This window comes from Bacillus sp. BD59S (assembly GCF_007363175.1).
GTDB lineage: Bacteria > Bacillota > Bacilli > Bacillales > Bacillaceae_G > Bacillus_A > Bacillus_A pacificus.
This window is the reverse complement of the sequence record NZ_CP034686.1, coordinates 2,870,316-2,890,713: the sequence shown is the minus strand read 5'-3', so window position 1 is coordinate 2,890,713 and position 20,398 is coordinate 2,870,316. Positions and strand designations below refer to the sequence as shown.

The following is a 20,398-nucleotide window of genomic DNA, read 5'->3' as shown; positions in this document are numbered from 1 at the left end:
ATCCTATGCAAGAAAGTTTAGATAGCTAAAAGCATATGCTTTATTGAAGGGGTGTGATTGAATTATGGAACGGCCGAATTGGGGAATTGGAGGATTAGTATTCGTTGGCTGCATGTTTCTGGGCGGAGGAGTGGGATCTATGTTAGGTAATGCCCAAACTGGATGGCTCATAGGAATGGGTGTTGGATTTCTTGGGATGGCTTTAACGAGACTGATTAGAAAGTAATATAACGTGGATTCTTAATATCATAAGCGCTCCATACATTACAGTTAGAACTTTCTCTTTTGTATTGGCCTTTTCTAAATTTTTTTCATACATAGATATGATTCTCAAGTCGGAGGATGGCACCTTAGGGTGTATTTTTTCTGCTCTTTAAAAGATTCCCAGTATCTTTTTTATAATAGAATAGATTCATTACCGTTTCAGACTTGTGTATTTATTCATAACCTAACAGTAAAAAGGGGGGATGATGAAAGGTATGGCGTGTAATGATGAATTAATTTGTCAACAGTTTGCAAGAATTATTGGTGGGCAAGAAGGATTTGCCGGTGGAAAATGCGTGGCAACGATAAATCGGGATGAAATAAAAGCAACAATTTTAGGGAAACGTTTTAGGGTAACAAGTTCCTTCTCATTCGAATCAAGAGATCAAAAAACTGGACGGGCATTATGTCTAGGACGGGTAGCACTCTTACAAAAAGAAGTCAATGGATTCGTTGCTACAATTATTAAACAAGGAATAATTGTTTCGTCTATACACAATGAGTGGTTATGTGATGATCCAAATTTAATTTACGTTAATATTGAAGACGTTGATGATCCGCTAAGCTTCGCAAGGAAAGTTAGAAGAGCGTTATGTAATTAACTTATTTCTTTCGTTAAATGAGTGATTTGGTTAATTAGAATATTTCATATTATTGAAAGGTTTTATAAAGTGAAAGAAGGCGTTCCATATATGGAATGCCTTCTTTTGATGTTTTTGTTGTTAATGTGGGTTGTTACATTGTTTTAATTGATTATATGTTACTTATCTTTCAACAGAAAGAGTTGGGGGAGGTATCCTTAAAATTCAAATTTAACAGGTCTTAAAAAAAGTTCTTCTAATGTATTTTTTGCATCTTTATTTTCAAATAAAATCTCATATAAAGCGTTACTAATTGGAAGCTCAACATCGTATTGTTTAGATAGTTCTTTCAATGCTTTTACTGTTGAAACTCCTTCTGCCAACTTTTCGAATTTTTGACCTGAGACAAACGCTTCTCCGAATTTTCGGTTATGACTATGTAATGAAAATAATGTGTCCTCATAATCTCCTAGATGGCTCAATCCGTATATCGTTAAATCATTTCCTCCCATAGCTGTAACCAAACGTGAAAGTTCTCTTGTCCCTCTAGCCATGAGTGAACCTTTCAAACTGCTGTAATTCAATCCATCTAACATTCCTGCGGCAATGCCCATAACATTTTTTGTAGCAGCTCCTATTTCATTGCCAATCAAATCTCGTCCGTAGTAAAACCGTATTAAATCACTATTAAATTCCTGCACAATTTCCTTAGTGATACTAATATTCTCAGATCCAATCACCATACAATTCGGAATGTCATTTACAAAATCCTGTACATGTCCAGGTCCTACCCAAACAGCTAAATTCACATTTTTTTCAATGGTTTCACTAAATACTTGAGAAAGTCTCTTTCCGCTTGTTGCTTCAAGTCCTTTCATACATAAGATGAAGGTTTTTCCTTGTATTTCATTAATTAAGTTTAATTGACTAGCAAACGAACGTAATTCTTGTGCACTAATCGATATAATAATAATCTCCGCAAATGAAATTGCTTTATGTAGAGAATTACTTAGCTCAATATCTTCTGAGAGCGTAAGATAATCATTTTTTCTAGTTTCACTTAATTTATGATAATTTCTTGAGTTTTCTCTGCCACATAACATGACATTATGACCAATTTTGTTAGCATACCAAGCTATAAAAGTACCCCAACGCCCACAACCAAGAACTGAAATGTTCAATAATCTCACCTTTGTCTTTATAAATTTTTATGATGTTTCCCTTTGCATGAATGGCTCTATTTATATTGTTTAATATTTGATATACATTAACAAATATCCTTCTTCTAATTGTAATACCTAGTATTTTACGGGGAATTAAATGCATACGACAAATTTTGACAAAGGAATACATATACTTTTGCTATACTATGAAAGTTATTGATTTGTAATGTATAAATAGGAGGATTTTTAAATGTCAAAGAAATTGTTATTATTTGCACTTATGAGTTTATGTGTAATTGCTTTAAGTGCTTGTAAAGGTAATGAAGAAAAATTAAAGGGCGCACCAGATGAGCAAAAAGTGGATGAAGACAAAAAAGTAGCAGAGGAAGAAAAGAATAAACAAGAAGAGCAACAAAAAGCACAAGAAGAAAAACGTAAACAAGAAGAGCAACAAAGAGCAGAAGAAGAGAAGCGTAAACAAGAAGAGCAACAAAGAGCAGAAGAAGAGAAGCGTAAGCAAGAAGAGCAACAAAGAGCAGAAGAAGAGAAGCGTAAACAAGAAGAGCAACAAAGAGCAGAAGAAGAGAAGCGTAAGCAAGAAGAGCAACAAAGAGTAGCTGAAGAAAAACGCAAGCAAGAAGAGAAGAAGGCTCAGCAACAGCAGTCTATACAACAAGAGAGAACACAAAAACAAGAAAAACCAACACAAGCAACAGGTGGGAAACCAACAAGATCACAAATTTCAGTTGGTTCACATGTAGTTATTCAATTGGATAATGACTATAGTAAAACTGTAAGTGGTGTTGTGAAAGACATTTTGACACATAGTGAAACACATACGTACGGAATTAAAGTTCGCTTACAAGATGGACAAATTGGCCGTGTTCAAAGTGTTAAATAATGAAAAAGAGATTTGACTTCTTTATCAAATAAATAAAAGTTAAAAACCCAGTTCTTTCGTAAAAGAACCGGGTTTTTACGTGCGGAATTTGCGTTTTGTTGGTGCTACCACACCTCTATCAAGTATAGATGTTTTTATAATTTGAAAGACGAGGAAACGAACGTGGAGGGAGTATTGGAAGCATGTTTGAGAAGATTAAATGAATAGAAAAGGAAATGTTTTTTAATTCTGGGTTATGGACCTATCCTCTCGCTCTAATTAACTAAAAGAAGAACTTTCCCATACCCATTAGACTACTAAGCATTCCAATTCCATTCATGGTGTTTTTTCCTACTGTAAGTAAGTTTCCGAGCATTCCTGGCTGACCATAACTTCCGTTATTCCCCCATCCCATGGGACTTACCTGCCCTCCCCATCCTGGAGAGTTTCCGAAAACACCCCAGTTATTGGTAACGAAGTTAAAAGCTTTAGCTGGCGGCGATAGTAAAGCGGCAAGATGACCTTGTGCGAACATCCCTGCATGATTGAATGGTTGGGCCCAGGGGATGGGAGGTTTTTGATAATTAAAACTTGCATTGCCTGGTAATGGAGTCCAATTAGCAGGATGTCCTTGAGGCATCAACCCTGCATAATGGATTGGCTGCCCCCAAGAGAAGGAAGGGGGCTCGGGATTGAAACCTGTATAATTGGTTGGTGAATCCCAACCATATGGATAGACTCGATAACTCCAATACTCAGGAACCTTCAGACCATTTATTCCCTCAGCTTTCGTTATTTGGGGTTGTGAATATAATGATGACATGGAAATTTGGTTATTATATTGTTCCTCTTCTCCCTTTGAATTCAAATACCAATATTGGTGCATAAGCTTATTCCCCTCACTTTAAAAATGTAATGTTAGACTTAGCCTATGTGATATTCCTTTTTATGGATGGTTACATAACTAGATTTCCAAGCCTGTATTTAAATGTTTATTAAGGTGTAATTAATAAAAAAGATTTTAAAATGTTATGTTGAGAAAGTAGAATTGCTAAAAAGAGAATATCCATTCGAAGAGTTTGGCAAAATACTGCAAGGGTAATATATTCTCGTGCAAATATGCAAACGAGTTAAATAAATCAATGGAATTGATAATGAAGGGGCAAATAAATATATGAGTGAAACGTTACATAAAACAAAACCACCATATGTAATGCTTGTAATCCTTTTTATTGGTGCATTTGTGTCATTTCTAAATAACTCGCTTTTAAATGTAGCCTTGCCATCAATAATGAAGGATTTAGACATTAAAGATTATTCAACGATCCAGTGGCTTTCTACAGGGTATATGCTTGTAAGTGGCATATTAATTCCGGCATCAGCATTTTTAATAACCCGCTTCTCCAATAGGAGTTTATTTATTACATCTATGGTGATTTTTATTCTTGGTACGGCCTTAGCGGCTTTAGCGCCGAACTTTAGTCTATTACTTACTGGCCGGATGATTCAAGCGGCAGGTTCTTCAGTCATGGGGCCTTTGTTAATGAATATTATGCTAGTAAGCTTTCCAAGAGAAAAAAGGGGAACGGCAATGGGGATTTTTGGATTAGTTATGATTACAGCTCCTGCAATTGGACCGACACTATCAGGTTATATTGTAGAGTATTATGATTGGCGTTTGCTGTTTGAAATGATTTTACCGTTAGCAATCATTAGCTTACTGTTAGGGATTTGGAAATCAGAGAATGTCATGAGACAAAACAAAAATGCAAAACTTGATTATCTCTCATTACTATTATCTTCTGTCGGTTTTGGCGGTTTATTATATGGGTTCAGTTCTGCAAGCTCCGATGGTTGGACGAATAAAGTTGTTGTAACAACCTTAACCATAGGCGCTATTGCCCTAATTGCTTTCATTATCCGTCAATTAAAAATGAATGAACCGTTATTAGATTTACGTGTTTATAAGTACCCCATGTTTGCGCTTGCATCTGTAATTGCAATTGTCAATGCAGTGGCCATGTTTTCGGGTATGATTTTGACACCAGCTTATGTACAAAACGTCCGCGGTATTTCACCGCTGAGCTCTGGGCTAATGATGCTTCCAGGTGCGGTAATAATGGGGGTTATGTCACCAATTACAGGTAAACTATTTGATAAATATGGCCCTCGGATTCTTGGGATAGTAGGACTTTCCATTACAGCTGTTTCAACTTATATGCTGGCAAACCTGCAAATCGACTCTAGTCACACACATATTATTCTTATTTACACACTGCGGATGTTTGGGATGGCAATGGTGATGATGCCACTTATGACCAATGGCCTTAATCAATTGCCAACTCGTTTAAATCCGCACGGTACAGCTGTTAATAATACAGCTCAACAAGTGTCCGGTTCAATTGGTACTGCTATTCTTGTTACGATTATGAATTCTGTAACAAAAACAAAAGCTGAAAGTTTAATGGCCCATGTAGATCCAACAACCTTCACAGAAGCTACGAAGGCAATGTTAACGCAGAAGGCTTTATTATCCGGAATTCAGCATTCATTCTATGTAGCACTTGGCATGAATGTTGTTGCGCTACTATTAGTTTTTTTCGTTAAACGTGTAGATACAAGCCCGGAAGCTGTTGAGAGGTTAAATCGGTAGAGTGAAATAAAACTCTTGATAATGATTCCTACAAGTTTTTTTCTGCTAAGAAACTGATAATTAAAACGGAAAAAGAACTGAAAGAAACAATGAAATAATTATATATAGCAAAAAGGATTTGATATTCATATCAGATCCTTTTTCATTCGTAACAGAGTATACTTGCTTATCGTATTTGTTTGAATTGACATTAGAAACTACTCGTTTTCCAAATACTACAATCTTTAGCTCTCAACTTCTCATAAACATTATAATAATACGCTTTATTTTAATGTAGTATTTTTTCTGGAAGTTAGAAATCTAATAGCAACAAACAACTTAGATTCCCAACCTTATAAGTAATATCATAATCGTGAATAGTTAGGGAAAAGATAAAATAAGGTAATCAATTACATATCTTTATGCCAGGCGATTCATTGCTATCTTCTTTTTATTGAATGGGATATTTTATCCCGCTATTTGCCGGGCAGTAAGACCCCACCTCAAAATTCAGCGGAAGCAAAGAAGTTAGGTGGGGAATCAACTGCCCGTAAAAGTCCGATTGGTGAGGGCTGATAATCAGTGGGGGATGAACAAAACCCCACGGATTAAAGTTTCACTTTATTTCATGCTTTTTTGAAAGGGTGTTTTTAATGGATAAAAAAGTATCTGCCATTCCGCAGCCGAAAACATACGGACCGCTGGGGAATCTCCCATTAATCGATAAAGATAAACCGACCTTATCTTTTATCAAGATAGCGGAAGAGTATGGTCCTATTTTTCAAATTCAAACTTTAAGTGATACGATCATTGTCGTTTCTGGACATGAACTGGTAGCAGAAGTCTGTGATGAAACACGGTTCGATAAAAGTATAGATGGTGCTTTAGCAAAGGTTCGTGCCTTTGCTGGAGACGGATTATTTACAAGCGAGACTCACGAGCCTAACTGGAAAAAAGCTCATAATATTTTGATGCCTACATTCAGCCAAAGAGCAATGAAAGATTACCATGCTATGATGGTCGATATTGCTGTACAACTCGTTCAAAAATGGGCAAGACTGAATCCGAATGAAAATGTAGATGTCCCAGGGGATATGACTCGCCTTACATTAGATACAATTGGTCTATGTGGTTTTAATTATCGATTTAATAGCTTTTATCGTGAGACCCCTCATCCTTTTATTACTAGTATGACCCGTGCTCTAGATGAGGCGATGCACCAATTACAGAGGCTGGATATAGAAGATAAACTCATGTGGAGAACGAAACGTCAATTTCAGCATGATATCCAATCTATGTTTTCTTTAGTAGATAATATTATTGCAGAACGTAAAAGTAGTGGAAATCAGGAAGAAAATGATTTACTTTCCCGTATGTTACATGTGCCAGATCCGGAAACGGGTGAAAAATTAGATGATGAAAATATTCGTTTTCAAATAATCACTTTTTTAATAGCTGGGCATGAAACAACAAGTGGATTGTTGTCTTTTGCAATCTATTTTTTATTAAAGAATCCAGATAAATTGAAAAAAGCCTATGAAGAAGTAGACCGGGTTTTAACAGATCCTACTCCAACATACCAACAAGTTATGAAACTTAAGTATATACGGATGATTTTAAATGAATCGCTACGTCTATGGCCGACTGCTCCCGCATTCAGTCTCTATGCAAAAGAAGATACAGTGATTGGTGGGAAATATCCAATTAAAAAAGGAGAAGATCGTATTTCTGTCCTTATTCCACAACTACATAGGGATAAAGATGCGTGGGGAGACAATGTGGAAGAATTCCAACCTGAACGATTTGAAGAGCTGGATAAGGTTCCTCACCATGCTTATAAGCCATTTGGAAATGGCCAGAGAGCATGTATTGGTATGCAGTTTGCACTTCATGAAGCCACACTCGTAATGGGAATGCTTCTTCAACATTTTGAATTCATCGATTATGAAGACTATAAGCTGGACGTAAAACAAACATTAACGCTAAAGCCTGGTGATTTTAAAATTAGGATTGTACCTCGAAATCAAACTATTAGCCATACTACTGTTCTTGCACCTACAGAGGAGAAACTGAAAAACCATGAAACCAAGCAGCAAGTTCAGAAGACTCCTTCCATTATTGGAGCCGATAATCTTTCGCTGCTTGTTCTGTATGGATCGGATACAGGGGTAGCAGAAGGTATTGCAAGAGAACTAGCAGATACAGCTAGTTTAGAAGGGGTTCAAACGGAAGTGGCAGCTCTTAACGACCGAATTGGAGGTCTGCCAAAAGAAGGGGCGGTTCTTATTGTAACTTCTTCTTATAATGGAAAGCCGCCAAGTAATGCAGGGCAGTTTGTGCAATGGTTGGAGGAATTAAAACCGAATGAGCTAAAAGGTGTTCAATACGCAGTTTTTGGTTGTGGAGATCATAATTGGGCTAGTACCTATCAGCGAATTCCAAGATATATTGATGAGCAAATGGCCCAAAAAGGAGCAACAAGATTCTCTAAACGTGGAGAAGCGGATGCAAGCGGTGATTTTGAGGAACAACTCGAGCAATGGAAACAAAGTATGTGGTCTGATGCGATGAAGGCATTTGGATTGGAACTTAACAAAAATATGGAAAAAGAGCGCAGTACTTTGAGTCTGCAATTTGTCAGCCGTCTTGGAGGGTCTCCTCTTGCGCGAACATATGAAGCAATTTATGCATCTATACTAGAAAATCGTGAACTTCAATCATCTAGCAGTGAAAGAAGCACACGACATATTGAAATATCCTTGCCAGAAGGAGCTACGTATCAAGAAGGAGACCACCTTGGGGTGCTGCCAATTAATAGTGAGAAAAATGTCAACCGAATTTTAAAACGCTTTGAATTAAACGGGAAGGATCAAGTCATACTGAGTGCAAGTGGACGAAGTGTAAATCACATACCTTTAGACAGTCCTGTTCGTTTATATGACCTTCTTAGTTATAGTGTTGAAGTGCAAGAAGCAGCTACTCGAGCACAAATACGAGAAATGGTGGCATTCACAGCATGCCCTCCTCATAAAAAGGAATTGGAATCATTACTGGAAGACGGAGTTTATCATGAACAAATATTAAAGAAACGTATTTCAATGTTAGATCTTCTTGAAAAGTATGAGGCTTGTGAAATCCGATTTGAACGCTTTTTAGAACTTCTTCCGGCGCTCAAACCGCGTTACTATTCTATTTCAAGTTCTCCACTTGTTGCACAGGATCGTCTGAGCATTACGGTTGGTGTTGTAAATGCGCCTGCATGGAGTGGGGAAGGGACATATGAAGGAGTCGCTTCTAATTATTTAGCTCAGCGTCATAATAAAGATGAGATTATCTGTTTCATTCGAACGCCACAATCAAACTTTCAATTACCTGAAAATCCAGAAACACCAATTATTATGGTTGGGCCAGGTACTGGAATTGCACCATTCCGTGGATTCCTGCAAGCGCGTCGCGTTCAAAAGCAAAAAGGTATGAACTTAGGACAAGCACATCTATACTTTGGTTGTCGTCATCCTGAAAAGGATTATCTCTATCGTACAGAACTAGAAAATGATGAAAGAGATGGACTAATCTCTTTACACACAGCTTTTTCTCGCTTAGAAGGACATCCTAAAACATATGTACAACATGTAATAAAAGAAGATAGAATCCATTTAATTTCGTTATTAGATAATGGAGCTCATCTTTATATATGTGGTGATGGAAGTAAAATGGCTCCTGACGTAGAAGATACCCTTTGTCAAGCCTATCAAGAAATTCATGAAGTCAGTGAACAAGAAGCAAGGAATTGGTTGGATCGTCTGCAAGATGAAGGGCGATATGGAAAAGATGTTTGGGCTGGTATATGAATGTTTCTTAATTAGATAACTAATATGTAACGAATGAACTTCTTTCGAATAAGTGAATAACTCATTTATAAAAATCCCGTATTTTCATGGAATACGGGATTTTCTTATTTTTAATAAGCTCGGCTGATACTGTAGAAAAATAGATGATTTATTTGACAATTAAAATGACCTGCTATAATATATATGCTATAGCATGTAATTAATAAAATGAATACATTCACTGTGAATAATTGACTGGTATGCTATACTCTTTTATATATTAATTTATAGAGGTGATATATGAACTTACATGATTTAATAGGCTATCTTGTTCATCGTACTGATGTGAAAATGACGAATTATTTTACGAAGAAATTAAAGCCTTTCGGAGTTACGCCAGAGCAGTGGGGAATTATTAGTGTTCTTTGTAGCCAAAGAGCCACTACTCAAAAAGAGTTAGCAGAAGCGATTGATAAAGATCAAACTACTGTCGTAAGAATGATACAGTCAATGGAGAGAAAAGGGATTGTAAAGAAGGCTTTGAATGATCAAGATAGGCGTTCACACAACCTGTTTTTAACTGAAAAAGGTGACGAGTTAAAGAAAACGATCTTGCCTGTCGTGACAGACGCTCACCATTTCGTGACGAGTAATTTGAGCGAGGAAGAGATTAAAGTATTACAATCATTATTAAACAAATTGTATGATACACGCTATTAATACTTGTTCCTTATTGATGCTACGCTATTCATAAGGAACAAACTTTGTTTTATGTATTAGATATGCTATAGCATATATTGTTGGTTGTTTCGAGGGATGGGGGAGATAGCTTTATTTTGTATGATATTTGATTCAGGTTCATTTTTTTACCTAGTACCAGTCAAATTTTCGTATCATATATGCTATAGCATATAAATTTATCAAATAAATAAGAAAGATGTGATTGCTATTTTAATATTAATCAATGTAGTAAAAGTTGTATTGTTTCTGTTCTTTTTAATGACAGGAACGAAAATTATATCTGGGAAAATGGCAGATGAGTTTAAACGATTTGGTTTACCTTCGTTTTTTAATTTCTTAACCGGAGCTTTTGAGATTGTAGGAGCAATTGGAATGTTGATAGGAATTTGGATTCCAACAGTAGCTTTATTAGCAGGATTGTTGTTAGGCGGTACGATGCTTGCAGCTGCATTAACTCTTATCGTATTAGCGAGAGATCCCTTTAAGAAAGCGATACCTGCACTTGTTTTGTTTGTCCTTAGTTTAGGGATAAGTTGTTATCATATTTTTTAAACATAATCTAAAGCCGTTAAACTATATGCGTACAAGTTGCTATCATTTTGTAATTATTTTATAAAAGGGGTTGTGAAAATGCAGGTGAAATTTTAAATGAGTGCAGGAATAATAGAAGCACTCATTTAAGATATTATCTGCATTCGAATTGAAAAATATTGAAAATAGGAGTGAGCGAAGATGGCATATTTATTACAAGTTGATTTTCCGTTTGAAGGTCCTTTTGGTGAAGAAATGGAAAAAGCATTTTTTGATTTAGCAAAAAGTATTAACGAAGAAGAAGGGTTCCATTGGAAAATATGGACAGAGAATGAAGAAACGAAAGAAGCTGGAGGCATCTATGTATTTGAAGAAAAACAAGATGCTGAAACATACGCTGAAATGCACAAGAACAGACTTGAAGCAGCTGGTGTTAAAGATATTAGAGTAAGAATTTTTAACATTAATGAAAAGTTAACGGAACTGAATCGTGGGTATATTAAATAATTCCGACAGTCGGAGCAAGCTTAAAAAGGAGGGGATAATCCCCTTCTTTTTTACTCTTAAATTGATGGTGAGGGGACTCACACAAAAAAATCCTTCGCAAAATTTGCGAGAGAAAAGGAGAGATAAAGGTATTTTAACCTTATCTCTCTTTTTCTATATTCATTTATTTTCAGGTAAGGAGTTGATTAGTTATTACTATCTTATAAGAACGTGAAGAAGTGTTGATGCCGGCTAGAACTGTTGTAAAGGTTGAAGGGGGAATCCAAGGAAATAGCAGAGATGCGCATGTTGATTTGGCGCAGGGGTATTAATCCATCTTCTATGAAATCGTGGGATTATATAATCATTTATTATCCTGGAGATTTTAAAATAAAACCTACCTAATTATAGAAGTGATTTGAACGTAAGGAAATTGTAAGAAATGGATAAGAAAAAAGAAATTTTTATTGTATAGGATACAAATATAGAGAAGCGTAAAAGAGGGAGGGTAAATAGGATACATTTATACGAAAAACAAACTAGTAATAAGAGCATTCTATTGGTGGCAATTACTGAAAGAACAGCAACTAAAATAAATACTCACTACAGTTCCTGTAGGAAAGGGAGGAATCAATGGATAGGGTCTAGGAATCTATGAAATTAAACTTCTTAACGTTGTCTCGATATGGGGACATACAGGTGTTATTCCATGATTTGATACTTTTGCTGGAGGGGCATATGTTGAAGGCAATTTGAACAGTATGGGTAGAGGCGAGAATACTGGTCTTTTTAAAAGTGTTTTACTTGTTGAATTTAGACAGTAGGGATAAAGCTAGAATAGTAGTTTATGTGATGTTTGTAATTGAACAAATAAAAGATGAAATTGATTATTTATCTAAGGAGGCATTTTTTTATGGAAAATAAATTATCTGGGGTGTTAGCCGCTACCTTAGCTCTAACGATGAGCCTACCAACAGGAGCGATAGCGTCTTCTAGCAGTAAGACTCCGGTTGTATCTAGCCAAGAAGTTGCTAGCAAAGATTTGGAGAAGATTGCTGCAGAGAATGCTGCACTGCTCACGAAGTCCTATGAGACGACTAGCGTACAGTATGCGCTGATTGATAATGGTAAACTTATTTTGTCAGGACAGACAGGTAAGAACGACATAGAAGGGAAAGAACCACTAACCAAAGATACTCTATACGGAATTGGTTCAACCAGTAAAGTATATACGGCTGCTGCTGTTATGAAACTAGTAGACGAAGGAAAAGTTGATTTGGATGCTCCTGTTGCCCGCTATATTCCTGATTTCAAAATGAAAGATAAACGATATAAGCGTATTACACCGCGTATGCTGTTGAATCACTCCTCGGGTTTGCAAGGTTCGACGTTCAATAATGCATTTTCATTTAAAGATAATGATGCTTATGCCCATGATATCTTGTTGCAACAATTGTCCAACCAAAACTTGAAGGCAGACCCTGGTGAGTTCTCAGTATACTGTAATGACGGTTTTACACTGGCTGAGATCTTGGTAGAAAGAGTCAGTGGTATGAGTTTCACTAAATTTCTACATCAAAAGTTTACAGAGCCATTAGAACTGAATCATACGATAACATCGCAAGACAAATGGGAAGACGAAAAGCGGGCTGGACTGTATTCTCCGACATACCAGGGACAGCTTCCAAGTGAAATGGTGAATGTGATTGGTACGGGAGGAATCTCTTCTACTGCAGAAGATGTGGTGCGATTCTCACAAATATTTATGGGACAGGGAAAAGAAATTCTCTCTAATAAAGCGGTCAAGGCGATGGAACAAGAAGAATATAAAAAAGGAATGTGGCCGGGAGATAGCGGAAATATGTTCAACTATGGTCTTGGCTGGGATAGTGTGAAACTATACCCATTCAGTGAATATGGGATAAAAGCGTTGACTAAGGGTGGGGATACGATACTGCAACATGCTACATTGGTCGTGCTTCCGGAACAGAAGATGGCAGCAGCTGTATTGTCCTCCGGCGGCACCAGCATGACAAATCAACTGTTAGCAAACAAATTACTGCTAGCCAGGCTTAAAGAGAAAGGGACAATTAAGGATATAAAACCAGATAAATCCTTCGGCAAACCAGTCAAGGCTAAAGTACCTCAAGACGTGGTAAAAAAAGCGGGTTTTTATGGAAATAGCCGCAGCCATTTCAAAATAGAAATTACGAATAAGGGAGAACTATTTTTACCAACTAAACCGGAAGAAAAATATGTATATACGGCGGATGGCAGCTTTATAAATGAGATGGGTACCTCCAAGCTTAACTTTGTCACTGAGAAGAATGGAAAAGTTTATTTGAAAGAGAGCACATATGAATTATCGCCAGGATTGGGGCAAAATGTGCTGACTCACTATTTAGCCCAGAAATTAGAAAACAATGTGTTACCGAAGAAAACAGCTGCTACATGGGCGAAGCGTGAGGGTGGCAAGTTCTACCTCGTTAACGAAAAATTTAATTCTATGAACTATCTAGGACAACTAATGCCTCTTAACACACAAATTACAATCAAGGATGGGTATTGGGACGGCAAAAAAATTACAGGTCCGAATACGGCGACTCATCAAATTCAGATCCCTGTGATGAATGGGAGAGATACAAAGGAAGCCCATTTTTATACAGAGGATGGCACGGAATATATAGAGATGGCCAGCTTTTTATACGTCAGTGAATCTAATGTAAAATCCCTTGATACAGGTCAATTATCGAAAGTTACACTGCAAAAAAATGGGCATGCGAAATGGTTTACGATTCCGCAAGAGGCAGCAGGGAAAACGATGACTGTGGAGTTGCCATCAGGAAGTTCATTAGCGGTGTATGATGCGAATGGAGTATGCGTCAATTTTACTGTTGTTAGTGACAATAACAAAGTGAAACTACCAGAGAAAGGAACCGTTGTATTTGCTGGCGCACCGAATTCCGAATTTACAGTCGCATTGAACTAGCTACAACTCGGGATAGACTTCAATAAAACAGTACGACATGGAAAAGAGACTTTATTTGTATCTTAAGTATTCCCTTAAATGATATTACACTTAAACTCTTAGCTTGATAGCAATGTGGCGCTACCCATTAAAAAAGAAATAGGAGTGGATATCCTATTTCTTTTTATTAATATAATAAAATGTAATAACTAAATCCAAAGTAATGATAATAATTAGAAGTAACAAGTGTATAAGCGCATCAGTTTTCCAGTTTAGTAAAGATTTGATAAAGAAATCCCACTCTGTTTCATGATCTACCCAATTTCGTTGCAGTCCTAACACCATTCCATTTATGAAATAGACAATGCTTAATAGAATCCTTCCAACAAATAAAGCAGCTACTTTTATATTCCACTTCTTTATCAATATTATATAAAGAAGTGGAAATAGTATAAGTACCCAAAAAACGATAATAAAAACTGTATTCATCAGTTTCTACTCCTTATGTGGATCATAAAGTTATGATCCCGTTAATTGTGGGCTGACTAAAGCTTCGTTTTATCTCTCCGTCTCAAAAAACTCAATCCACTCTCCATCAGGACCAGCAAAGAATATGTAACGTGTTCCATCTGGTAATGTTTCAATTTCTTCTCCTAGTAAAAAGGTTACTTTATGTTTTTTTATTCTTTCGATTTCATCTTCTAATGAATCCACTTTAAAGCAAATGTGATGTACTTTTCCTTCTGCTGGAAGAGAAGAGTTGTAGCCTTCAATGAGTTCCAGTATCGTTTCCTTTGATTCTTCCACACCTAAAAAAGCGAGTTTTAAGTCTGGATTCGGGTGATCCATACGTTTAATGAGCTGTAAGCCGACTACTTCTTCATAAAATGAAATAGATGTTTCTAAGTTTGTAACCATAAGTCCGACGTGTTCGATTCTTCTAACTGGCATGTAGATTCCTTCTTTCTGAAAATTATATACAATATATTATTGAAAATTAAGAAAATAAGCAAGATAAAAACCTTACAAATTTTAGCGTGTTATATGGTATAGTGAGAAAGTATGTTTGGGGAGAAGGAAGGAGATTATACGATGAATACACCTACTCAAACTCCTTCATTATCAGAAACGATGAAAGAGTGGCATTATGCATTAGCGTATGAAATTAAACATTGGAAAACGATAGGTGGTAGTAAAATTTCTATCATGAATGGTCGTTTTTTATATACAGATTATGAAAGTACAGTATACGTATTTCAGCTTATTTCGGAAGTAAGCTTACCTGAAGGTTCACCAATTCGAATTGAGTTCGATGGTGAGGAAGCGACAGGAGAAGTATTATCTGTACATGGATTAGAAATAGAACTGAAATTAAATGATTATATACAAGGTGAAATAAGAGAAGCGGTTTTATACAGTGAACCGTGGCAATTGTTAGAGCAACTGCAAGAGCGATTGAAAGAAGCACGTAAAGATAAGCTAAAACGTAATCGTATAAAGCGTCTTGTTGATGGGACGAGCAGTCCGAAACATATGGAGAAGATGAAAAATCCGAAAAATGAATTGGCGTATCGCGCGTTTTATAATCCGACAACGTACGTATGGGGACCACCTGGAACAGGGAAGTCTTACAATTTATCACGTATTATTTCAGCTCATTATCAAAAAGGGAAATCGGTACTTGTGTTAGCCCATAGTAATGCGGCAGTGGACGTATTAATGAGTGAAGTAACGAAACAAATTGAAAAGAAAAAGAAATGGACACCTGGTGAAATTGTTCGTTACGGTTATAGTCAACATGAACATATACGAAATCATGAAACGTTACTTGCGTCGAAGTTAGTTGAAACGACGAACGGATCTTGGGGAGAAGAGAGACTCTATTTAGAAGAGACACGACAAGATCTTCGTGAAAAGATTTTATCGTATAAAGCAACATCTGCTGATAAGAAGCGTATACAAGAGATTGAAAGTGATCTTCGAAAGCAAAAAGCGAAAATTAAAGAAGTAGAAAAAGAATACATTGAAAATGCGAAAGTAATCGGCGCAACTTTATCGAAATGTGCCATTGATTCACTTATTTATGAGCGTACATTTGATTTAGTTGTCGTAGATGAAGTAAGTATGGCATATGTTCCGCAAATTGCATTAGCTGCTTCACTTGGAAAACGCATCGTCGTATGTGGTGATTTTTTACAGTTACCTCCAATTGCGATGGCGAATCATGAACTCGTTCGAAAATGGCTTGGGGAAGATATGTTCTACCATGCCGGGATTGTTGAGTCTGTCAATAAATCAGAAGCACATCCAAACCTGTTTATGTTGCAGGAACAAAGACGTATGCATGCGGATATATCTAAGTTTACAAACTCATTTATTTATAAAAATAGAGTTTATGACCATCCGTCTGTTTCAGAACGTAAAGAACTTGCGCAATTGCAACCTTTCGCAAATGAGGCGAGCGTTTTATTTGATACGAGTCTAATGGGTGCATTTTCGTTAAAAGACGCTGCTTCAGGATCTCGTTTTAACATTATGTCTGGTTTAGTAGCGATGCAAATGATGTTAATCGGATTGTTAGACGGTGTGCAATCAATTGGTATTGTGACACCTTACAGAGCGCAGTCACGATTCTTATCAACGTGTATTAGAGAAATGTTACAGAGAACGAAATATCAAAACATACCTGTTTTAGCGGCAACGGTTCATAAGTTCCAAGGTTCAGAAAGAGATATGATGATTTTTGATACAGTGGATAGTTATCCGCAAGAACGACCTGGCGTGTTATTCTTTGACCATAAAAACCATCGTCTCGTCAATGTAGCAGTGACAAGAGCGAGAGGGAAGTTCATTCAATTATCAGATTGCCATTATATGCGTAAAAATCTTTCAAGAAAACAAGCGTTGTCACAATTAACAGCTCATATAGAACGTCACGGAGATGTGTATGATCGTACGACATCAAGACAATTGTGGGAACGAAAAATTTCGAAACGTTTACGCTGGTTTATGGAAATAAATCTTGAAGAACCGAAAGGGCTATTGAAAGATATTTTAGCTGCAAAACGAAAAATTATTATTTCACTTCCAAGTACGAAGCAAGTGGATAAGCGAGTATGGCAAGCATTAATGCGTACAAATGCGCAAATAACAGTGTATAGTGATGGACCAGTTCCACTGAAAAATGTAAAGTTACAAAGGCAAAATAAAGCATTCCCGTTTATCGTAATCGATGATGAAATCTTTTGGGCAGGCGCACCACTCACATCTCAAATGATGTTTGAAGGTAGTACGGAATTCCCGTACGTATGTGCGAGACTGCAAGCACCTGAGACAATTGGTGTATTAAAAGGATTTTTAGATATCCGGTAAATTCGGATAGGAATTCCTTGACTTTTATTTAAAATGAACTTAGAATGAATGTAATTTAATATAATTTTATGAAAATTCTTATCACGAGAGGTGGAGGGACTGGCCCTATGATACCTCGGCAGCGGATTCTTTATGAATACTGTGCCAATTCCAGCAAGGTAACTTGAAAGATAAGAAAGAAGCTCATTTTGACTGTATATACAGAAGCCTCTTTCTATCTTTTAGAAAGAGGCTTTTTTACGTGAAAATAAAAGGAGGAAGAAAAATGGGAGCTACAGGAGTAACATCACAAAGAAAAACAATTGAAGAGAGTATTGAAAGAAATAAGGAAAAGTACATAGAAACAAGTCACGATATTCATGCGAATCCGGAGATTGGTAACCAAGAGTTTTACGCATCAAGAACGTTAAGTTTATTGCTAGGGAGTGCAGGATTTCAATTACAACACAATATAGCTGGACATGAAACGGGATTTATCGCGCGAAAAAGCTCTGGAAAACAAGGACCAGCAATCGCATTTCTAGCGGAGTATGATGCTTTACCAGGACTTGGCCATGCGTGTGGTCACAATTTAATCGGCACAATTAGTGTTGCAGCAGCAATTGCATTATCAGAAACGCTTGAAGAAATTGGCGGGGAAGTTGTCGTATTCGGAACACCAGCTGAAGAAGGAGGACCGAACGGTAGCGCAAAATCGAGTTATGTAAAGGCAGGTTTATTTAAAAACATTGATGCGGCGCTTATGATTCATCCGAGTGGAAAAACAGCAACAACGAGTCCTTCACTAGCAGTCGATCCACTTGATTTTCATTTTTACGGAAAAACAGCTCATGCCGCAGCTTCACCAGAAGAAGGGATTAACGCATTAGATGCGGTTATCCAGCTGTATAACAGTATTAACGCACTTCGCCAACAACTTCCATCAGACGTGAAAATTCATGGCGTCATTACAGAGGGAGGAAAAGCACCTAACATTATTCCAGACTACGCAGCAGCAAGATTCTTCATCCGTGCAGCAACGCGAAAAAGATGTGCGGAAGTAACAGAAAAAGTAAAAAATATCGCACAAGGGGCAGCGTTAGCAACAGGCACAAAAGTAAAAATCCATCAATTCCAAAATGAAATCGATGAACTACTCGTAACAAAAACATATAACGACATCGTAGCTGAAGAACTAGAATTACTAGGTGAAGATGTAAACCGTAAAGAAAGACTCGGCATCGGCTCAACCGACGCAGGAAACGTAAGTCAAGTCGTACCAACCATTCACCCGTACATTAAAATCGGCCCAGATGACTTAATTGCACATACGAATGAATTTAGAGAAGCAGCGCGTTCAGAATTAGGAGATAAAGCATTAATTACATCCGCAAAAGCATTAGCGAATACGGCGTATCGATTAATTACGGAAGAAGGGTTGTTAGAGAAGGTGAAGGAAGAGTTTAGAGAGGCGCAGAGGAATCAGGGATAAGTGGTTAAAGGGAGTGGATGATCCACTCCCTTTTCTTTTTTGAGAAAATTTGATGCCAATTCGCTTATTCCTTTATCAGAACGACAATTTCTCCTCAAACTCACTCTTTAATACAATTAAAGGAGACGATAATCCAAATTGCATTAAAGAATCTAAAAATGTAGCGAGAGAATCCATCGAATCGCTCATGACCTTCATCATATAATTAAACTCCCCGCTAATTCGATATAAATCTGTTACTTCAGAAGCGGTATTACAATATTGGATAAAATCAGAGCATTGGCTCGTTTTAAACATGACGAATGCTTGAATGTTTTTATTAATTTTAGAAGGCTCAAATTTCGTTCGGTAAGCCGCTATAACTCCTTGATCTTCAAGTTTATTAATACGCTCTTTTACAGCAGGCTGCGTCATGGATATGATCCGTCCTATTTCTGAAACGGAAATTCTCGCATTTTCATATAACAAGTTCATAATTTTATGATCGATTTCATCCAGTTTTACTGCGTTTTGCATTGTGTAGCCTCCTTGTTGTGTTTTCTAAAGTGAATTACAAATTATAACTATAATATCATAAGTAAACAAACTAAATTACCTATAAATCTGTATTTATAATTATTGGTGTTTACATGAAAATATAAGTATAGGTTTTTATCAAACGGAAATTTAGGAAGGATGGAAAAAAATGAAGAATCTTGATGGGAAAGTAGCATTAGTAACAGGGGCGAGTCGCGGAATTGGCCGTGCCATTGCAAAGAGATTGGCGAAAGGCGGGGCATTAGTAGCGATTCACTACGGCCGAAATAAAACAGCTGCAGATGAAACGATTAGTGAGATTGAATCTAATGGAGGAAAGGCATTCTTAATTGAAGCTCAGCTCAATTCAATTGATGGTGTCAAAAAGCTAGTAGAACAATTAAAGAATGAATTACAAATAAGAGTTGGTACAGCAGAGATTGATATTTTAGTAAACAATGCAGGGATAGGTACACAAGGAACAATTGAAAATACGACCGAAGGGATTTTTGATGAAATTATGGCTGTAAATATTAAGGCGCCGTTCTTCTTGATTCAGCAAACATTACCATTACTGCGAGCAGAAGGACGCATTATCAACATTTCATCAGCTGAAGTACGACTTGGTTTTACAGGCTCAATTGCATACGGTTTAAGTAAAGGGGCATTAAATACGATGACACTTCCTCTTGCTAAACATCTCGGAGAAAGAGGTATAACAGTGAATACAATTATGCCTGGATATACGAAGACAGATATGAATGCGAAATTGCTAGATAATCCAGAAATACGAAATTTTGCTACGAATTCATCTGTGTTCGGACGAATAGGGCAAGTTGAAGATATTGCAGATGCAGTAGCATTCCTTGCTTCCTCTGATAGTCGCTGGGTAACGGGGCAAATTTTAGATGTTTCTGGAGGGTTTTGCTTATAGGGGCACTACTCCATACCCATCAAGCTAAT

Annotated in this window: 17 protein-coding genes and 1 riboswitch; of the genes, 12 read left to right on the top strand and 5 right to left on the bottom strand. The window is 36.9% G+C overall.

Translation table 11 applies throughout. The features are described 5' to 3' along the window. The first annotated feature begins 64 nt into the window (after positions 1-64). Together EKQ63_RS29930 and EKQ63_RS16970 are read left to right on the top strand one after the other, a co-directional pair. A complete protein-coding gene (locus EKQ63_RS29930; protein WP_033691926.1) occupies positions 65-226 on the top strand; it encodes a hypothetical protein in 162 nt (53 codons plus the stop codon). A gap of 253 nt (positions 227-479) precedes the next feature. Beyond that, positions 480-866: a DUF1259 domain-containing protein gene (locus EKQ63_RS16970; protein WP_140421268.1), complete on the top strand. Its 387-nt coding sequence runs from the start codon at positions 480-482 to the stop codon at positions 864-866. A 197-nt stretch (positions 867-1,063) separates the two neighbouring features. Here the strand turns inward: EKQ63_RS16970 and EKQ63_RS16965 are convergent, their stop codons facing one another. Beyond that, on the bottom strand, positions 1,064-2,035 hold the full coding sequence (locus tag EKQ63_RS16965; protein WP_223290759.1) for an NAD(P)H-dependent glycerol-3-phosphate dehydrogenase: 972 nt from the start codon (positions 2,033-2,035) through the stop codon (positions 1,064-1,066). A gap of 223 nt (positions 2,036-2,258) precedes the next feature. Here EKQ63_RS16965 and EKQ63_RS16960 point away from each other — a divergent pair, with 223 nt between their 5' ends. Then, positions 2,259-2,909 (top strand): YwbE family protein, encoded by a 651-nt coding sequence (locus EKQ63_RS16960; protein WP_143881303.1) that lies wholly within the window; start codon positions 2,259-2,261, stop codon positions 2,907-2,909. 262 nt (positions 2,910-3,171) lie between these two features. Here the strand turns inward: EKQ63_RS16960 and EKQ63_RS16955 are convergent, their stop codons facing one another. Then, the gene (locus tag EKQ63_RS16955; protein ID WP_143881302.1) at positions 3,172-3,774 is read right to left on the bottom strand and encodes a hypothetical protein; all 603 of its coding nucleotides are present in this window, start codon (positions 3,772-3,774) and stop codon (positions 3,172-3,174) included. 288 nt (positions 3,775-4,062) lie between these two features. Between EKQ63_RS16955 and EKQ63_RS16950 the strand changes: the two genes are divergently transcribed. The 6 genes from EKQ63_RS16950 to EKQ63_RS16915 all read left to right on the top strand — a co-directional run bounded on the left by EKQ63_RS16950 (position 4,063) and on the right by EKQ63_RS16915 (position 14,097). Then, complete coding sequence (locus EKQ63_RS16950; RefSeq protein WP_143881301.1) at positions 4,063-5,541, top strand: DHA2 family efflux MFS transporter permease subunit; 1,479 nt, start codon at positions 4,063-4,065, stop codon at positions 5,539-5,541. 632 nt (positions 5,542-6,173) lie between these two features. Then, entirely contained in the window at positions 6,174-9,371 is a 3,198-nt protein-coding gene (gene cypD, locus EKQ63_RS16940; RefSeq protein WP_143881300.1) for a bifunctional P-450/NADPH--P450 reductase, read from the top strand. Positions 9,372-9,650: 279 nt separating this feature from the next. Next, the gene (locus tag EKQ63_RS16935) at positions 9,651-10,070 is read left to right on the top strand and encodes a MarR family winged helix-turn-helix transcriptional regulator (RefSeq protein ID WP_001048550.1); all 420 of its coding nucleotides are present in this window, start codon (positions 9,651-9,653) and stop codon (positions 10,068-10,070) included. 222 nt (positions 10,071-10,292) lie between these two features. Then, positions 10,293-10,643 carry a DoxX family protein gene (locus tag EKQ63_RS16930; RefSeq protein ID WP_087953729.1) on the top strand — a complete coding sequence of 117 codons (351 nt, stop codon included), beginning with the start codon at positions 10,293-10,295 and terminating at the stop codon, positions 10,641-10,643. Between the two features lie 180 nt (positions 10,644-10,823). Continuing rightward, complete coding sequence (locus EKQ63_RS16925) at positions 10,824-11,129, top strand: monooxygenase (RefSeq protein WP_087953161.1); 306 nt, start codon at positions 10,824-10,826, stop codon at positions 11,127-11,129. 892 nt (positions 11,130-12,021) lie between these two features. Next, positions 12,022-14,097: a serine hydrolase domain-containing protein gene (locus EKQ63_RS16915; RefSeq protein ID WP_143881299.1), complete on the top strand. Its 2,076-nt coding sequence runs from the start codon at positions 12,022-12,024 to the stop codon at positions 14,095-14,097. Positions 14,098-14,250: 153 nt separating this feature from the next. On the opposite strand, the gene EKQ63_RS16910 is transcribed toward EKQ63_RS16915, so the two are convergent. Both EKQ63_RS16910 and EKQ63_RS16905 read right to left on the bottom strand, forming a co-directional pair. After that, a complete protein-coding gene (locus EKQ63_RS16910) occupies positions 14,251-14,565 on the bottom strand; it encodes a hypothetical protein (RefSeq protein ID WP_129075286.1) in 315 nt (104 codons plus the stop codon). Between the two features lie 69 nt (positions 14,566-14,634). Further along, the gene (locus EKQ63_RS16905; protein WP_087953164.1) at positions 14,635-15,027 is read right to left on the bottom strand and encodes a VOC family protein; all 393 of its coding nucleotides are present in this window, start codon (positions 15,025-15,027) and stop codon (positions 14,635-14,637) included. A gap of 111 nt (positions 15,028-15,138) precedes the next feature. On the opposite strand from EKQ63_RS16905, the gene EKQ63_RS16900 reads away from it, so the two are divergent. Continuing rightward, positions 15,139-17,448 carry an AAA domain-containing protein gene (locus EKQ63_RS16900; RefSeq protein ID WP_143881298.1) on the top strand — a complete coding sequence of 770 codons (2,310 nt, stop codon included), beginning with the start codon at positions 15,139-15,141 and terminating at the stop codon, positions 17,446-17,448. 75 nt (positions 17,449-17,523) lie between these two features. After that, a riboswitch (SAM riboswitch) is annotated at positions 17,524-17,625 on the top strand. 88 nt (positions 17,626-17,713) lie between these two features. After that, complete coding sequence (locus tag EKQ63_RS16895) at positions 17,714-18,919, top strand: M20 family metallopeptidase (protein ID WP_087953166.1); 1,206 nt, start codon at positions 17,714-17,716, stop codon at positions 18,917-18,919. 75 nt (positions 18,920-18,994) lie between these two features. Here EKQ63_RS16895 and EKQ63_RS16890 read toward each other — a convergent pair whose 3' ends face one another. Continuing rightward, complete coding sequence (locus tag EKQ63_RS16890; RefSeq protein WP_016717953.1) at positions 18,995-19,435, bottom strand: Lrp/AsnC family transcriptional regulator; 441 nt, start codon at positions 19,433-19,435, stop codon at positions 18,995-18,997. A 169-nt stretch (positions 19,436-19,604) separates the two neighbouring features. On the opposite strand from EKQ63_RS16890, the gene EKQ63_RS16885 reads away from it, so the two are divergent. Beyond that, positions 19,605-20,369, top strand: a complete 765-nt coding sequence (locus tag EKQ63_RS16885; protein WP_143881297.1) for an SDR family oxidoreductase — start codon at positions 19,605-19,607, stop codon at positions 20,367-20,369. The last annotated feature ends 29 nt before the right edge of the window (positions 20,370-20,398 follow it).

Coding starts and splice junctions, on each gene's coding strand:
- EKQ63_RS29930 (WP_033691926.1), top strand. CDS start 65: ATGGAACGGCCGAATTGGGGAATTGGAGGATTAGTATTCGTTGGCTGC.
- EKQ63_RS16970 (WP_140421268.1), top strand. CDS start 480: ATGGCGTGTAATGATGAATTAATTTGTCAACAGTTTGCAAGAATTATT.
- EKQ63_RS16960 (WP_143881303.1), top strand. CDS start 2,259: ATGTCAAAGAAATTGTTATTATTTGCACTTATGAGTTTATGTGTAATT.
- EKQ63_RS16955 (WP_143881302.1), bottom strand. CDS start 3,774: ATGCACCAATATTGGTATTTGAATTCAAAGGGAGAAGAGGAACAATAT.
- EKQ63_RS16950 (WP_143881301.1), top strand. CDS start 4,063: ATGAGTGAAACGTTACATAAAACAAAACCACCATATGTAATGCTTGTA.
- cypD (WP_143881300.1), top strand. CDS start 6,174: ATGGATAAAAAAGTATCTGCCATTCCGCAGCCGAAAACATACGGACCG.
- EKQ63_RS16935 (WP_001048550.1), top strand. CDS start 9,651: ATGAACTTACATGATTTAATAGGCTATCTTGTTCATCGTACTGATGTG.
- EKQ63_RS16925 (WP_087953161.1), top strand. CDS start 10,824: ATGGCATATTTATTACAAGTTGATTTTCCGTTTGAAGGTCCTTTTGGT.
- EKQ63_RS16915 (WP_143881299.1), top strand. CDS start 12,022: ATGGAAAATAAATTATCTGGGGTGTTAGCCGCTACCTTAGCTCTAACG.
- EKQ63_RS16910 (WP_129075286.1), bottom strand. CDS start 14,565: ATGAATACAGTTTTTATTATCGTTTTTTGGGTACTTATACTATTTCCA.
- EKQ63_RS16905 (WP_087953164.1), bottom strand. CDS start 15,027: ATGCCAGTTAGAAGAATCGAACACGTCGGACTTATGGTTACAAACTTA.
- EKQ63_RS16900 (WP_143881298.1), top strand. CDS start 15,139: ATGTTTGGGGAGAAGGAAGGAGATTATACGATGAATACACCTACTCAA.
- EKQ63_RS16895 (WP_087953166.1), top strand. CDS start 17,714: ATGGGAGCTACAGGAGTAACATCACAAAGAAAAACAATTGAAGAGAGT.
- EKQ63_RS16890 (WP_016717953.1), bottom strand. CDS start 19,435: ATGCAAAACGCAGTAAAACTGGATGAAATCGATCATAAAATTATGAAC.
- EKQ63_RS16885 (WP_143881297.1), top strand. CDS start 19,605: ATGAAGAATCTTGATGGGAAAGTAGCATTAGTAACAGGGGCGAGTCGC.